Source organism: Zobellella sp. An-6, assembly GCF_052487945.1.
The window spans coordinates 1,157,114-1,171,536 of sequence record NZ_CP199259.1 but is presented as its reverse complement, the minus strand read 5'-3'; the positions used below and the strand labels follow the sequence as shown (position 1 = coordinate 1,171,536).

General features: G+C 60.7%; 14 protein-coding genes. 1 reads left to right on the top strand and 13 read right to left on the bottom strand.

Going from position 1 to position 14,423, the window contains the following annotated elements:
- Positions 1 to 81 precede the first annotated feature (81 nt).
- The 9 genes from ACT7DK_RS05375 to ACT7DK_RS05335 form a co-directional block, all read right to left on the bottom strand.
- Positions 82 to 1,575 (bottom strand): Fic family protein, encoded by a 1,494-nt coding sequence (locus ACT7DK_RS05375; RefSeq protein WP_445397062.1) that lies wholly within the window; start codon positions 1,573 to 1,575, stop codon positions 82 to 84.
- 198 nt (positions 1,576 to 1,773) lie between these two features.
- On the bottom strand, positions 1,774 to 2,943 hold the full coding sequence (locus ACT7DK_RS05370; protein WP_445397060.1) for a nucleotide sugar dehydrogenase: 1,170 nt from the start codon (positions 2,941 to 2,943) through the stop codon (positions 1,774 to 1,776).
- A gap of 244 nt (positions 2,944 to 3,187) precedes the next feature.
- Positions 3,188 to 4,420 carry a flagellar hook-associated protein FlgL gene (gene flgL, locus ACT7DK_RS05365; protein WP_445397058.1) on the bottom strand — a complete coding sequence of 411 codons (1,233 nt, stop codon included), beginning with the start codon at positions 4,418 to 4,420 and terminating at the stop codon, positions 3,188 to 3,190.
- A gap of 9 nt (positions 4,421 to 4,429) precedes the next feature.
- Positions 4,430 to 6,379, bottom strand: coding sequence for a flagellar hook-associated protein FlgK (gene flgK, locus ACT7DK_RS05360; protein WP_445397056.1), 1,950 nt, complete (start codon positions 6,377 to 6,379; stop codon positions 4,430 to 4,432).
- A gap of 9 nt (positions 6,380 to 6,388) precedes the next feature.
- The gene (gene flgJ / locus ACT7DK_RS05355) at positions 6,389 to 7,372 is read right to left on the bottom strand and encodes a flagellar assembly peptidoglycan hydrolase FlgJ (protein ID WP_445397054.1); all 984 of its coding nucleotides are present in this window, start codon (positions 7,370 to 7,372) and stop codon (positions 6,389 to 6,391) included.
- A gap of 355 nt (positions 7,373 to 7,727) precedes the next feature.
- Positions 7,728 to 8,831, bottom strand: coding sequence for a flagellar basal body P-ring protein FlgI (locus ACT7DK_RS05350; RefSeq protein WP_445397052.1), 1,104 nt, complete (start codon positions 8,829 to 8,831; stop codon positions 7,728 to 7,730).
- A gap of 141 nt (positions 8,832 to 8,972) precedes the next feature.
- Complete coding sequence (gene flgH, locus ACT7DK_RS05345; protein WP_445402279.1) at positions 8,973 to 9,641, bottom strand: flagellar basal body L-ring protein FlgH; 669 nt, start codon at positions 9,639 to 9,641, stop codon at positions 8,973 to 8,975.
- Between the two features lie 20 nt (positions 9,642 to 9,661).
- A complete protein-coding gene (gene flgG, locus ACT7DK_RS05340; RefSeq protein WP_445397050.1) occupies positions 9,662 to 10,450 on the bottom strand; it encodes a flagellar basal-body rod protein FlgG in 789 nt (262 codons plus the stop codon).
- 11 nt (positions 10,451 to 10,461) lie between these two features.
- Positions 10,462 to 11,208 (bottom strand): flagellar basal body rod protein FlgF, encoded by a 747-nt coding sequence (locus tag ACT7DK_RS05335; RefSeq protein WP_445397048.1) that lies wholly within the window; start codon positions 11,206 to 11,208, stop codon positions 10,462 to 10,464.
- Between the two features lie 42 nt (positions 11,209 to 11,250).
- Here ACT7DK_RS05335 and ACT7DK_RS05330 point away from each other — a divergent pair, with 42 nt between their 5' ends.
- Positions 11,251 to 11,469, top strand: coding sequence for a hypothetical protein (locus ACT7DK_RS05330; protein ID WP_445397046.1), 219 nt, complete (start codon positions 11,251 to 11,253; stop codon positions 11,467 to 11,469).
- A 105-nt stretch (positions 11,470 to 11,574) separates the two neighbouring features.
- Here the strand turns inward: ACT7DK_RS05330 and flgE are convergent, their stop codons facing one another.
- Genes flgE through flgB form a run of 4 tightly spaced genes read right to left on the bottom strand, consistent with a single transcriptional unit; the run spans position 11,575 to position 14,365 of the window.
- Positions 11,575 to 12,831 carry a flagellar hook protein FlgE gene (gene flgE, locus ACT7DK_RS05325; protein WP_445397044.1) on the bottom strand — a complete coding sequence of 419 codons (1,257 nt, stop codon included), beginning with the start codon at positions 12,829 to 12,831 and terminating at the stop codon, positions 11,575 to 11,577.
- Positions 12,832 to 12,842: 11 nt separating this feature from the next.
- Positions 12,843 to 13,541 carry a flagellar hook assembly protein FlgD gene (locus ACT7DK_RS05320; RefSeq protein WP_445397042.1) on the bottom strand — a complete coding sequence of 233 codons (699 nt, stop codon included), beginning with the start codon at positions 13,539 to 13,541 and terminating at the stop codon, positions 12,843 to 12,845.
- Positions 13,542 to 13,547: 6 nt separating this feature from the next.
- A complete protein-coding gene (gene flgC, locus ACT7DK_RS05315) occupies positions 13,548 to 13,967 on the bottom strand; it encodes a flagellar basal body rod protein FlgC (protein ID WP_445397040.1) in 420 nt (139 codons plus the stop codon).
- Positions 13,964 to 14,365 carry a flagellar basal body rod protein FlgB gene (gene flgB, locus ACT7DK_RS05310; protein WP_445397038.1) on the bottom strand — a complete coding sequence of 134 codons (402 nt, stop codon included), beginning with the start codon at positions 14,363 to 14,365 and terminating at the stop codon, positions 13,964 to 13,966. The genes flgC and flgB overlap by 4 nt, the downstream gene beginning before the upstream one ends.
- Between the last annotated feature and the right edge of the window lie 58 nt (positions 14,366 to 14,423).

The following is a 14,423-nucleotide window of genomic DNA, read 5'->3' as shown; positions in this document are numbered from 1 at the left end:
CCGTGGCGGCCTGCCGGGTTATGGCGGCAATGTATGTGCCACGGAGCGGTATCGGGGCTTGGCATTACCGGCGAAAGCAGCTCACTCCAGTGGGCCATCTTTCGCCACCACCTGGCGGTAAGCCTGCTCCAGCGCATCGAATACTTCTTCCGGCACCCGATATTGATATTGCTTGCGCCGGTTGTTTGAAATGCGCCCATGCTTATCCAGGCAGAACATCACCAGCCGGGAGAGATCGCTGTTCATCACGTCGAACTCTCTGTCTATCAGACGGTAAATCTGATCGTAACGATGCAGAAAAATGGTTTCATCCTTCAGGTGCTGCTCAATGGCCTGCTCGGCGGCACGGGCCATAAACTCCACACAGCGGCTGCCATCCCAGTAACGGTAAATCGCTTCATGGCCCTTAAAGTCGAACAGGTACTGGGCCTCATCCACAAAGGTCACATCCCAAAAGCGGCGGGCTTTTTCGGAAAATTCCTGGAGCACCGACAAGTATTCTCCTTCGTTCTGGCGCAAGACGATAGACACCGGCAGCACCAGGCCATTTTGCAGGGCGCCCTGCTGGCACAGCACCTGGTGAAACAAGAACCGGGACAGACGCCCGTTGCCATCCATAAAGGGGTGAATAAAGACGAAGGCAAAGGACACCAGGCTGGCCAACACCAGAGGATCTGTTCCCTCCGGCGGCTGATTGGCCAGATTCATCAGCTCTTCCATCAGCTCTCTGGCCAGTTCGGGGTCCGGTGGCAGATAGGTCACCCCCAGGGCTCCCCGCAGGCCGTTGCTGAGGTAGTTTTGCTCAATCCGGAACGAGGCGGCCAGGGCAAACACATTGCTGATCACCGCATTTTGCAGCTCGACCAGATAATCTTCGTCCAGCTCCCGAGGCGTGTGAGCCTGCTTGAGCAGGTTTACAAAGCGGGTGGCCTTGTCTTCGGAAGGCAACTCCTTCTCGATGGCGTAGGAGTCCCGGGTTTCGTGCAGATAAGCCCAGGCCAGGGTGCGGTTAAGAATGTCTTTGGGCAGCGACTCGGTAAACTCACTGACCTGACGCGGCAAATTCTTGGCCAGCAGCGCTTCAAGCCCCGGTGTTTTTCTGACGCTAATGCAGTAATTCAGGCTGCCAAAGCCGTTGAAAGTGACACGCCAGCGAGCATTGCGAGTGCCAGCCGGAGCAGTGATGTACTGACTGGGATCAAATAGCGGCACATAGGCGGCCTTACTGTTCTCCAGCGCCGATGATATGGCCTGGCCGGTGTAGTGCTCCCACAGGTAGCATGCCTTGCGCAGATACTGGCTGTTGGGTGAGGCGGCAAAGGCCGCAGCCAGTTCGGGCTCGGGAATCAGCGGCAGAACCTGAGACAATACCTGAAGGTTGATACCCTCATGCTTAAGAGCAAACAGTACATGGCCCAGTGTATCCTGCGGCTCCGGAGCCAGCTTGGCGGGAATGGCCAGGGTGTTGCCAATCACCTCTTTGCGCGTTACCGTGCGCACTTCTGCCGCTACCGGCGGCTCCATGGCATAAACAGGCGTTGAGCGGATCAGGTGGACGTAACCTACATAGGTCAAGGTGCATCTCCGTTACTGCCTCTCGTGTTCAACATCATGGGAGGCTGCTGAAAATTTTTATCGCATGGACGATATTTTTTCCGCAAAAGCACCTTAGAGCAATTTTTTTTGCGCACCGAATATATTTTTAACGCAAATCAGGCCTGCCGCACGGTCCGCTCCAACTTATACAGGGCGTCGTTCATTGACTAATGCCCCCTATGAATCACTCCCAAACAAATCCCGGGTATAGACCTTGGCCGCGACATCCCGCAGCTCCGCCGAGGGCCGGTTGGCGATGATGATATCCGCCTGTTGCTTGAACGCTTCGAGATCGTTCACTACCCGGGAGCGGTAGAATTCATCCTGCTGCAGCGCAGGCTCGTACACTATCACCGCTATGCCCTTGGCCTTGATCCGTTTCATCACCCCCTGGATGGCGGAAGCGCGGAAGTTGTCGGAGCCGGCCTTCATCACCAGGCGGTAAATGCCCACCACGCCGGGATTTTTGCTGATAATGGCGTTGGCGATAAAATCCTTGCGGGTGGTGTTGGCCTCCACTATGGCCCGGATAAGATTGTTGGGCACGTCCTGGTAGTTGGCCAGCAGCTGTTTGGTGTCCTTGGGCAGGCAGTAGCCGCCATAGCCGAAGCTGGGGTTGTTGTAATGGTGGCCGATGCGCGGATCCAGGCAGACCCCTTCGATGATCTGGCGGCTGCTCAGGCCATGGCTTTCGGCGTAACTGTCCAGTTCGTTGAAGTAGGCCACCCGCATGGCCAGGTAGGTATTGGAAAACAGCTTGACCGCCTCGGCCTCGGTGCTGTTGGTATAAAGCACGGGCACATCCTTCTTTACCGCGCCCTGCAGCAGCAATTGGGCGAACCGCTCCGCCCGTGCCGATTGTTCGCCCACTATGATGCGGGAGGGGTACAGGTTGTCGTGCAATGCCCTGCCCTCGCGCAGGAACTCCGGTGAAAAGAGGATATTGCCGCTGCCGGTGTGTTCTTGCAGGCGCCGGGTAAAGCCCACCGGCACGGTGGACTTGATCACCATCAGCGCTCGCGGGTTGAGGGCCATCACCTCTCCCACCACCCGTTCCACACTGCGGGTGTTGAAATGGTTGCTTTGCGGGTCGTAGTCGGTGGGAGTGGCGATAATCACCACCTCGGCGCCGAGGTAGGCCTCTTCCTTGCTGGTGGTCGCCCGGAAGTTGATGGCCTTGTGCTGGAGAAAATCGCTGATGTCCGGATCCTGCAGGGGGGAGCAGCGATCGTTCAGCAGCGCGACCTTCTCCGGAAGGATGTCGAGCAGCACCACCTCATGATGCTGGGCCAGCAACATGGCATTGGCCAGGCCGACAAAGCCGGCGCCCACAACCGCAATTTTCATCGCTTCACCTCTCTGAACAGGCAACAAAGGCAGGGGAAGGGACCGGCAGCCGCGTCCTCACGTCCTTATCCGCCATTGCAATGGTACAGGCCAATCTTTGCAATTGTGTATCACCGGACTTATGGGTCATGCTGCGGCCACGCAGATGGGTATATTTTATTTTCGCCCCCACGCGGAACAGCGGAGCGAACGAAAACGTGGCACCCGGTTAGGTCGAATAAATTCGCTCCTGGACGCCTGCGCATCAGATATAGTTGAACAAACTCATGCTCTGCACCTTGCCGAACATGCTCTGGGTGGCCTGCAGCGCCACCATGGTCTGGCTGAACTCGCCGGTGGCCTTGGCGTAGTCCAGATCCTCCATGCCGCCGCGCAATTTTTCCAGGGTCAGGGTCATGTCTTCGTGGGTGAGTTTCTGGTTGTCCAGCCGCTGCATGCGGTTGCCGGTGTCGGCCCGCACCCGGGTAAAGTGGCCGGCCATGGCGTCCAGCTCGTCCAGCACGTCGATCAGTTCGCTCTGGCCGGTGGGATTATGGCCATCACTGGCCAGCCAGTCCTTGGCCCGGTTCAGCACCTCGAACACATCGCGCAGATCCTGGCCGGTGCCGTCGCTTACCGTGGACGACAGGGTGATCTCGTCACCGGCGGCCGCTTCCCCTTTGATGGTGATTTCCACCCCGTCCACCGTCAGCGGCGTTCCCGGCTGATAGGCCACGGGGACACTGGCATTACCGTCCTTGTCGGTGATGGTGACCTCCAGTTCACCGGGGGTGGTGCCATCGGCAAAGCTCAGGGTGTAGGGATGAGCGTCGGTAAAGGCGGCCTTGTCATCGATATGGGCCCACTCCACCCGCAGATGATCGCTGCGATCGTTGTCGACCAGATCATAGCGTACGGTAAAGTCGCCGCGCGGATTGGGTACGCCGCCGAACACCAGCTCACCGTCGTGGTTGAGCCCCACCTTGACGTTGTCGCCCACCGTCATGTCGCGCTGGCCGCTGTCGCCGGAATACACCACGGAGCCGTCGGGCTGGCGGGTAAAGGGCGCGGTATCGGTCTGGAAGCCGCCAAAAATATACTGGCCGAATTCATCCTGGGTGTTGGCCAAATCCAGCAGTTCGTCGACACGATTTTGCAGCTCCACGCCGAAAGCGTCGCGCTCCTGCTGGGTCATTGCCGGGTTATTGGCGCCCAGCATGATTTCCTTTACCTGCTGGGTCAGGGTTTCGGCGGACCCCAGGGCCCACTCTTCCCGACGCAGGCGGTTTTCGGCCAGCTTGATATTGTTCTGGTACTGATCGAGCTTGCGCAGCTCCTGCTTGTAGTTGAGGATGCCGTTGGCCGACACCGGATCGTCGCTGGCATATTGCACCCGCTTGCCGGACGACATCTGCGCCAGTTGCTGGTTGGCCTCGAAGGTGCGACCGCTGATGTTGTTCAGGTTGCGCTGGATAAATTGAAAGCTGGATACCCGCATCACGGCTCCTTAGCGTATTTGCAGTAAGGTGTTCATGGTCTCGGAGGCCACCGACACCACCCGGGCGGCCGCCATGTAGGACTGCTGAAAACGCAGCAGGTTGGCGGCCTCTTCGTCCAGGTTCACCCCCGACACGGACAGCATGCGATCGTAGGACTGGTCATAGGCCGCCCCCGCCGCCTCGGCCTTCACCTTCTGGTTGTAGGTCATGCTGCCGATGGCCACCGCGGTCTGGTTGAGGCTGTCGGTCACCGTGGACTTGCCGTTGTTGAGCCATTTCCTGTTCTGCAGCTCGGCAAAGGCCAGGGCATTGGCGTTGTTGCCCGAGCCGGCGGCGGTCTTGATCTGGAACTGGTCGAACAACTCGGCGTCGCCGTTCAGGCTGAGCTGGACATCGTTGAAGGCAATGTTGCCGTCGGCATCGGGCACCCCGCTGAACAGGCTGGCGCCGCCCTGGTCGAGCACGTTGTACACCAGGCCGCCGGCGCCATCGTCTTCCACTCTCAGGGTCAGGGGATAATCGGTCGCGGCCAGGGCCGGGGCGCCGTCGGTCAGGGAAACGCCGGGTTTGGCGGTGCCGGTGTTGTCGCCGTTGGGCACCACCATCAGGCTACCGGAAACGGCAATCTGATCACCGGTGTTCAGGTTCACCCTGAAATCGCTGGCCCCCTGCCGGCTGGGCCTTACCTGCATGTTGTCGCCGGTATTGGGCGGCTCGCTCAGGGTAAGGGTAAAGCCCAGGCCCGGGGGGGTAATCTCCACGCTGCTACCGGCACCCGCCACCACATCGGCGGCGGCCACGGTAAACTGCTTGCCGCTCGCCACGTCGGTAAAAAGGTAGTCACCGTTGGCCTGGTATTTAAGCTGGTATTCCCCTCCGCTCAGGGCGCCGGTATCGGTGATCTCCACCGCCCCCGACACATTGGCGTTGTCGCCGTAAAAGCGCCGGCTCTGGGCGACGGGGTCGTTGATGTCGTTGAACAGGTCGAGGCCGGGGTTGCCATTCAGATCCACCCCCTGGCGCTGTATCTCGTTGAAGGCGTCGGCAATGGCCAGGGCCACCTTGCCCATGTCGCTCAGGGTCGGGCCCAGCACCTGGTCTCGGTAGCTGAACAGGGCGCCTAGCTCCCCGCCAAGCTCGCCACCCTTGATGCGGGTGGCAACGTCGGGCTGCTTGGGATTGACCAGATACAACTCGGTCTGCTGCGGGTCCGGCGAGCCGGCCCTGGCTTCCAGGGTAAAGGCCTGATTGCCGGCCACCAAGGGCTCGCGCCCACCCAGCATCACCGAAACCATGCCCTGGCTGTCCTTCACCGTGGTGATCTGCACTTCCTTGCCCAGCGCCTGGATGAGCCTGTCCCGCTGATCCATCAGATCGTTGGGCGTCCCGTTCTGGCCGGCACTGAGGATCTGCTGGTTCAGCTCGGCAATGCCCGCCGCCAGGGAGCTGACATGACCGGCCCGGGAGCCGATATCCCGGTTCTTGATGTTCGTTTCCTGATCCAGGGCGCTGTAGAACTCGTTGAAGTGGCTGACCAGGTCGGTGGCGTTGGCCAGCATCAGCTCCCTGTTGCCCAGGTTGCCGGGGTTGTCCACCACGGCGTTGATGGCGCCGTACAGGTCGTCCAGGCTGGAGGCGATACCCGCATTGGCGTTGGTCATGGTCTTGTCGAGGTAGGTGAGGTGATTGTAAAGCGCTTCGGCCCCCGCCTTTTCGGTCCCGTTGACCAGTACATCCCGAAAGGCATACTCCTGATACATCCGGGTCACGTCGGTCACCCTGGTGCCGGTGCCATAGAAATGGCCACCGGAAAACAGGCTCATGGTGGTCATCTGCTCCGCCCGCTGGCGGCTGAAGCCTTCGGTATTCACGTTGGCGATGTTGTGGCCGGTGGTGGCCAGTTGCGCCTGTGCCGCCAGCAGGCCGCTCACTCCGGTTTGATACATGTCAACGGGCATGGTGCATCCTTATGCTGGTGATACCAATCGGGTCACGGTATTGAAAATCGACGTCAATTTATCGGCGTACCTGGGGTCGGTGGCGTAACCGGCCTGTTGCAGCGCCTTGAAATACTGCGGGGGCGAGCCGGTTTGCTGCAATGCCTTGCTGTAACGAGGGTTGTCGTGCAGAAACCGCACATAGTCGTTAAAGCTGTCGTTAAAGGAGGCGTACGACCGGAATGGCGCCTGCACTTTCACCGCTATCCCCTGCTCGTACTCCAGGGTGTTGACCCAGGCTTTTTCCGCCTGCCAGCTTTTATCGGCCTTGATGCCGAAAAGATTATGGCTGGAATCGCCATTTTTTCTGCCGATGATCTTCTTGCCCCAGCCAGTTTCCAGCGCCGCCTGGGCAATCATCGCCTCGGGCGCCAGCCCCAGCTTCCTGCCCGCCTCGGTGGCGGCAGGCAGCAGCCGCCTGACAAAGTCTTCGGGTGAGCGGAAGGGCCGGCTTGCACTGTGGGTAACGCTGTCCGCGGGGGTGGCCTCCTCCGCCGCGGCCCGCAGCGGCGGCCTGGCCGGCTCGGCCGCGGCCTCATCAGGCCCAGCCTTGGGCGGGCGTACCACCTTGCCGCTGACCCGGCGCACCTCGGCCAGATCAAAATGGCGGGCCTGGGACGCACGGCTTGCCTCATCCCCCCCCCCCAGCTGCTTGACCACCAGATCGGCCAGCCCCAGGCTGCCGCGCTTGCTCAGTTCGGCGGACATCTGCTGATCGTGCATATCCCGGTAGAACTCGGTGTAGCGGCTGTTCATGGGACCCTCGGCCTCGAACACCTTGTTGGCCTCGCGCATCGACTTGAACAGCTGCTGGGTAAAGAGGCTTTCAAACTGGCGCGCAGCCTGGTCCAGCGCCTTGCCGCGGTCATCCTCGAAGGCCTGTTGGCGCAGCCGGTCCAGCCCCTGCAGATCGTTGGCCAGCAGGCTGTTCTGAAACGAGTCGATACCTTTCATACCTTTCAATCCGTTCGTTTGCTTTGGTTAGACCAGGGCCTTTTTGGTCAATTTCAATCGACCAACTCTCTTTGGTCCAATAAATTGGACCCTACGGGCCAGTCCCTTCGTAGGGTCGATTTCAATCGACCGGGCCTTTTTGGTCCAATAAATTAGAGCCAACAGGCCAGTCACCGTCATTCCCGCGGTTATTCCGTCATTCCCGCAGTTACTCCGTCACTCCCGCGAAGGCGGGAGTCCATGGTGTCCACCGACGTCCCTCGTCGGGCCCGGCGCCGCCTGCCCCTGGATACCCGCCTGCGCGGGCATGACGATATATACGGCCGACTCCACTTACAGCTCACGGCCGAAGGCGTCAGATAATCACCAGCTCGCCCTGAATGGCACCGGCCTGGCGCAGGGCCTCCAGTATGGCCACCAGATCCCCCGGGGCTACCCCCACCTGGTTGACCGCCCGCACCAGATCGTCCAGGGTGGTGCCGGTATCCAGCTTGAACATGCGGCCATCCTGCTGCTCCACATTGATGGTGGAATTGGGTACCACCACGGTTTCACCGCCAGCCAGGGCATTCGGCTGGGACACCTGCATGTTCTCGGAAATGGTGATGATCAGCCCGCCGTGGGTGATGGCCGCCGGCTTCAACTGCACCTGCTGGCCGATCACCACGGTGCCGGTGCGGGAGTTGACGATGATCTTGGCCGCCTCGTCCGCCACCTCCAAGGTCAGGTTTTCCAGGGTGGACAGGTAGCTCACCCGCTGGCCGGGATCCCGGGGGGCATAGACCTGCACCGAGGTGGCGTCCAGCGCCTGGGCGCTGTTGGGGCCCACCAGATCGTTGATCACCTCGGCCATGCGCTTGGCGGTGGTGAAGTCGGGCCGGTGCAGGTTGAAGGTAATGGTATCGCCCCGGGCGAAGGAGCTGGGCACCTCCCGCTCCACCATGGCGCCCCCGGGGATGCGGCCGACCGTGGGGGTGTTGATCATGATGGAGGAGCCGTCGGCGCCCTCGGCACCCAGGCCGCCCACCACCAGGCTGCCCTGGGCCAGGGCATAGACCCGGCCGTCCACCCCCTTGAGGAAGGTCTGCAGCAAGGTGCCCCCACGCAGGCTCTTGGCCTCGCCGATGGCGGACACGGTGATGTCGATGGTCTGGCCCGGCTTGGAGAAGGGCGGCAACTCGGCATGCACCGCCACCGCCGCCACGTCGTTCATCTTGGGCCTCATGTTCTCCGGCACCGTGATGCCGAAGTTGTTGAGCATGGTGCGGAAGGTCTGCTGGGCGAAGGCGTTGTTGCGTTCGCCGGTGCCGGGCAGGCCCACCACCAGGCCATAGCCCACCAGCTGGTTGGCGCGCACCCCCGCCACCGAGCTGATGTCCTTGATACGCGCGGCCTGGGCCGGCGTCATCAGGGCCGGCAGCAACAGCAGGCTCATCAGCAAAGCGGTAAATGATTTCATCAATTCACTCCCTCAAAGGGCATAAGTACTGTTGGACAAATCCATTCGGTCCGGTAGTCGAATAAATTCGACCCTACGGCCCCCGGCCCGCAAGCACAGTGGCTTTTCTTCCAGCTTCAAGCTTTCAGCTTCCAGCCGTCCTTAAAACGGAAACCAGGGGCTGTTGAAGAACTGGGCCAGCCAGCCCCGGCTCTGGGTATTGGCAAAATCGCCGGTGCCGCCGTAGTAGATCCGGGCATCGGCCACCCGGGTGGACGCCACCCTGTTGTCGGCGCCGATGTCCTGGGGCCGGATCATGCCGGTCAGGCGCACATATTCTTCCCCGGTGTTCAGCATCAGCCATTTTTCTCCCTGCACCATCAGGTTGCCGTTGGGCAGCACCTGGGCCACGCTCACCGTGATGCTGCCCTGCAGGCTGTTGCTCTGGTTGCTGTTGGCATCGCCGCTGAACTCGTTGCCGCTCGACATCTCCGCCTCAATCGGATAGCCGCCGATGCTCACCGGGCGCCCGCCCAGGCTGAGCGGATTGATATTGACGCTGGAGTCCTTGCCCTGCTGGGTGGTAGCCCGTTTCTGGGCCCGGGTGGACTCGGTCAGATCGATGGTAATGATGTCTCCCACCCGATGCGCCTTGATGTCGGAGTAGAGATTGTTGGCGTAATAGTCCTGGTAGATAGCGCCATTCGGTTCCAGCATTTCCTGCTGGGTACTGGGGATCACCGGCGCATAGGCCGGGTCATCGGGCCTGGGGGTGTAAGGGGTGGAGGCACAAGCCGACAGCAGCAGACCGAGCACCGGGACCAGTAGGATACGCATTACCCGTTCCTCACTTACAGCTGCTGGTTCACGTAGGCCAGCATCTCATCCACGGTGGAAATCACCTTGGAATTCATCTCGTACACCCGCTGGGCCTGGATCAGGTTGACCAGTTCCTCGGTCACATTGACGTTGGCGGTTTCCAGCATGCCCTGCTTGAGGGTGCCCAGGCCGTCGGCCCCGGCAATGCCCTGCAGCGGCGCCCCGCTCGACTGGGTTTCCAGGTAGAGGTTCTCGCCCTTGGGCTGCAGGCCGGCCGGGTTGACGAAGTCGGTCACCACTATCTGGCCGATGACCTGGGCTTCCGCCTGGCCGGCCAGTTGCACCGACACTTCACCGTTGGTGGCCACGCTGATGCTCTGGGCGTTTTCCGGGATCTGCATTTCCGGTTGCAGCGGATAACCGTTGCCGGGAGTGACGATAATGCCTTCATCGTTCAGGGCGAACTGGCCGTTGCGGGTATAACCGACATTGCCGTCGGGCAGCAGCACCTCGAAGAAACCACGGCCATCGATCATGATGTCGAGCGCGTTGTCGGTGGTCTGTACACTGCCCTGGGTAAAGGTCTTCTGGGTGGCCACCACCTTGGAGCCGGCGCCCAACATCAGGCCGGAAGGCAGATCGGTGTCGGCGGTGGCGCGGCCACCGGGCTGGTGGATGTTCTGGTACAGCAGATCCTCGAAGATGGCCCGTCCCTTCTTGAAACCGACGGTGCTGGCGTTGGCCAGGTTGTTGGAGGTAACGGAAATGTTGGTCTGCTGGGCGTCGAGGCCGGTCTTGCTAATCCACAGTGCGGGGTTCATCTTGCTCTCCTTTAGCCCATGCGCAGCAGCTGGGCATGGGCTTTGTCGTTCTCTTCGGCGTGGCTCATCATCTTGAGCTGGGTTTCGAAGCGCCGCTGCAAATCGATCAGGTGGGTCATTTCGGCGATCGGGTTGACGTTGCTGCCCTCCAGGGCGCCGGCAATCAGTTCCACCTGGGCCGAAGGCGGCTCTGCCTCGCCGTCCTTGCGTCGAAACAGGCCGTCCAGCCCCTTCTCGATATCGGCATGGTTGGGCAGCACCGTCTTGATTCGCTGCAATTCCTCGCCGCCGTTGGCCGGCTCCCCTTCCAGCCGGGCAAAGAGGGTGCCGTCCTTGTTGATCTCGAGCTTTTCCAGGGGCAGCGGCAAGAAGATGGGCGCACCATCGTCATCCAGCACGTTCAGCCCGGTGTTGGTCTGCAGCAGGCCTTCCGGCGACAACCGCAGGCTGCCAAAGCGGGTATAGGCCTCGGAGCCGTCCTTCGACTCGACCGCCAGCCATCCGTCGCCGGCGATGGCCACGTCAAGTTCCCGACCCGTGGCCTGAATGGGGCCGGCGGCAAAATCTTGCCCGGGTCTTTCCGCCATGGCAAAGACCCGGGTCGGCAAGCCCTCGCCGAAGGCCTGCATGGAACGGGCCTGCTCCAGATCCGCCCGAAAGCCGGTGGTGTTGGCATTGGCCAGGTTGTTGGCGCGCAGGGCCACGCTGTGCATGTTTTCCTTGGCGCCCGACATCGCGATATAAAGCAGGTGATCCATTTCAGCTCCGTTCGTTGGCTGAGCGGGTAATGATCAAAATTAATGCAAGAAAAATGCCAGCTGGAAGCTGGAAGCTGGAAGCTGGAAGCTGGAAGCTGGAAGCTGGAAGCTGGAAGCTGGAAGCTGGAAGCTGGAAGCTGGAAGCTGGAAGCTGGAAGCTGGAAGCTGGAAGCTGGAAGCTGGAAGCTGGAAGCTGGAAGCTGGAAGCTGGAAGCTGGAAGCTGGAAGCTGGAAGCTGGAAGCTGGAAGCTGGAAGGATGATGGTGAAGGAGCTTGGTGGTTGCAAGCCCCGAGTCACCGGCGTGACTCGGGTTTTCCATTTCCGGGGATTTCTTCCAGCTTCTGGCTTCCAGCTTCCGCCCTGTGTTACCGGATTTGCAGTATGGTCTGCTGCAGGGTGCTGTTCACCTCCAGGGCGCGGGAGTTGGCCTGGAAGTTGCGCTGAGCGGTGATGAGATCCACCAGCTCGTTGGTCAGGTTGGTATTGGACTGCTCCAGGGCCGCCGCCGACACCGAGCCGAATACGCCGGTATTCGGCTGGCCGGCCAGCGCTTCACCCGACAGCACGGACTCCCGCCACTGGGTATCCCCCACCTGGGTCAGGCCCTGTTCGTTCGAAAAACGGGCCAGGGCGACTATCCCCAGGTTCTCGGTGGTGCCGTTACTGAAGGTGGCCCTGACCAGGCCATCGGTGCCCACATCCACCTTGGTCAGACGGCCCACGGTAGAGCCGTTTTGCTCCATGGACGACACTTCAAACGAAGAGGCGAACAGGGTCACTTCGCCCAGCCGTATGTCGACTTGCTGGCCGGGGTTGGAGCCGTTGCTCAAAAAGGCGAAGGCCTCCGTCTGCTTGTCGGCGTTCGAGGTCAGGGCGCCATTCTCGTCAAAAACCAGCTGCAAAGGGGCATCGAAGACGTCGTTGCCATCCACGTAGGCATGCATTTCCCATTCGTTGTCGGTGCCCGCAGTGGAGTCGGCCACGCTCGTCTTAACGAAATACTGGGTCAGGGTATGAGCTTCCCCCAGAGAGTCGTAGATGACCGTCGAGGTGGATGAGGAGTAGGTACTGGAGTTTCCGGGATCGAAGGCCTCGGTGATCACCGGCGAGCCCGCGGGCAGGTTGACGCTTAAGTCGACGGTGGTGGTCGCCGTCGGGTTGCCGACCTTGGCGGGAATCCGCAACGGCTGAGTGGCGGCCAGGGAGAGGCCGGTAGGGGTACCATCGGTATTGGCCACAAAAGACTGCAGGAAATGCCCCTGGGAATTGACCACATAGCCCTGATCGTCCAGGCGAAAGGCACCGGCCCGACTATAGCTGCGATCGAGAGAGCCCAGCTCGTTTGAAACCACAAAGAAGCCGCTGCCGTTGATCGCCATGTCCAGCGAGTTATTGGTGAACTGCAGTGCTCCCTGGTGGAACTGCTGCGCCACCGCGGCGGTTTTTACGCCGCTTCCGGTCTGGGTCTTGGCGTTGGCGAAGATGGAGTTGGCATAAACGTCGGCAAACTCGGCCCGGGATTCCTTGAAGCCGATGGTGTTGACGTTCGAAATGTTGTTGGCGGTGACATCCAGATCTTTTTGCGCAGCATTAACGCCGCTCAGGGCAATATTAAAAGACATTGCTTATCTCCTTACGCCGCTTTACGGCTGGCAATTTCCAAAACCTGATTCAGTGGCAAGCCACCCAGTCCCGACAGGTTGACCAGGGTCGGGCTATCGGCACTGCCCAGGGTCACACTGTCCACTTTGGCGAAGGCGAGGGCGTTAAGCTCCTCGCGTTGACTGCCGACCAGCCCACTGATCTTTATCCGATAACGGCCGGTCGCGGCCGGCTGGCCTTTGTTGTCCAGCCCGTCCCAGGTAAAGGGCACATTGCCCTTCTGGGCGCCGTCCAGGGTAATGTCCCGGATCAGCTGACCTTTTTCATCTTCGATACGGATCCGCACGTTTTGGGCCCCCTCCCCGACGACCGCAATGCCATCGACGGGCTCGGTGTTGTCCCAATAGGCCAGATCGCTGGGGACCAGCACCTTCTGTCCCACCAGGCTGGAGGCCTGCAGCGCCTGGTTGGAGGTCATCACTTCATTTAAACCCGCCAGTTGCTGGGTCATATTATTGATGCCATCGGCGGTGGAGAAGGACGTCATCTGGGAGATCATCTGGGAGTTGTCGGCCGGCTTGAAGGGATCCTGATATGCCAACTGCTGGGTCAGGAGGGCAAAAAAATCCTCCTGCTCCAGCTTGGCCCGGCTGTTGTCGGCGGCCTTCTCGGCAGCACTTTGCTCTCCCGGCCATTTGAGACCGTCAAGATAGTCGTTACTGACCTGCATGGCCCGTTACCCCTTACCCAGACGCAGGGTCTGCTGCAGCATCTGCTTGGCGGCGTCCGCCACCTGCACATTGGTCTGGTAGTTGCGCGACGCACTCAGCATGTCGGTCATCTCTTCCACCACGTTCACGTTGGGCTTGTAGATAAAGCCTTCCGCGTCCGCCATCGGGTGATCGGGCCGGAACTCTTTCTGCAGTGGCTTGTCGGTTTCAACGATCCCCAAAACCTTGACGCCGACGCTTTCCTGACGGTCCGCCAGCGCCTGATCCAGATCGGCGGCAAACACCGGCTTGCGGGCCCGGTAGGTCTCGTTGATGCTGGAACTGACGCTGTCGGCATTGGCCAGGTTACTGGCGGTGGTGTTCAGCCGCACCGACTGGGCGCTCAGGGCGCTCCCGGATATATCAAACACCTTGAACAGGCTCACATTGATTCTCCTTTTATCGCTTTCAGCAGGCCGCTGATCTTACTGTTGAGGAACTCCAGGGAGGCCTGATACTGCAAGGCGTTTTCCATATAGCCGTTGCGTTCGGCCTGCACGTCCACGGTATTGCCGTCCCCGGTATCCGGCTGGGTCGGCACGCGAAACTGCACCGTACCCGGAGGGGCCAGTTCAACGGCAAAATGTTGCAGGTGGGTGCGGTTCAGCGAAAAATTCTGGCTGCTCTGGGCCTGGCTGAGCGCCGCCTGAAAATCCATGTCCTTGGCTTTATAGCCGGGCGTGTCCGCATTGGCCAGGTTGCCGGCCAATAGCTCGGCGCGTTGGGAACGCGCTACCAGGGCGTGTTGGTGAACGCCGAACGCCTTGTCGAAAGATATCGCCACTCAGCCCCTCCGGCTGCGTCATGATTTGCCTGATGGAAAAAAGCAAGCAAACCATGTG

Excerpts from the sequence above, each read along its gene's own strand:
- ACT7DK_RS05370 (WP_445397060.1), bottom strand. The coding sequence starts at position 2,943 with ATGAAAATTGCGGTTGTGGGCGCCGGCTTTGTCGGCCTGGCCAATGCC.
- flgL (WP_445397058.1), bottom strand. The coding sequence starts at position 4,420 with ATGCGGGTATCCAGCTTTCAATTTATCCAGCGCAACCTGAACAACATC.
- flgK (WP_445397056.1), bottom strand. The coding sequence starts at position 6,379 with ATGCCCGTTGACATGTATCAAACCGGAGTGAGCGGCCTGCTGGCGGCA.
- flgJ (WP_445397054.1), bottom strand. The coding sequence starts at position 7,372 with ATGAAAGGTATCGACTCGTTTCAGAACAGCCTGCTGGCCAACGATCTG.
- ACT7DK_RS05350 (WP_445397052.1), bottom strand. The coding sequence starts at position 8,831 with ATGAAATCATTTACCGCTTTGCTGATGAGCCTGCTGTTGCTGCCGGCC.
- flgG (WP_445397050.1), bottom strand. The coding sequence starts at position 10,450 with ATGAACCCCGCACTGTGGATTAGCAAGACCGGCCTCGACGCCCAGCAG.
- ACT7DK_RS05335 (WP_445397048.1), bottom strand. The coding sequence starts at position 11,208 with ATGGATCACCTGCTTTATATCGCGATGTCGGGCGCCAAGGAAAACATG.
- ACT7DK_RS05330 (WP_445397046.1), top strand. The coding sequence starts at position 11,251 with ATGCAAGAAAAATGCCAGCTGGAAGCTGGAAGCTGGAAGCTGGAAGCT.
- flgE (WP_445397044.1), bottom strand. The coding sequence starts at position 12,831 with ATGTCTTTTAATATTGCCCTGAGCGGCGTTAATGCTGCGCAAAAAGAT.
- ACT7DK_RS05320 (WP_445397042.1), bottom strand. The coding sequence starts at position 13,541 with ATGCAGGTCAGTAACGACTATCTTGACGGTCTCAAATGGCCGGGAGAG.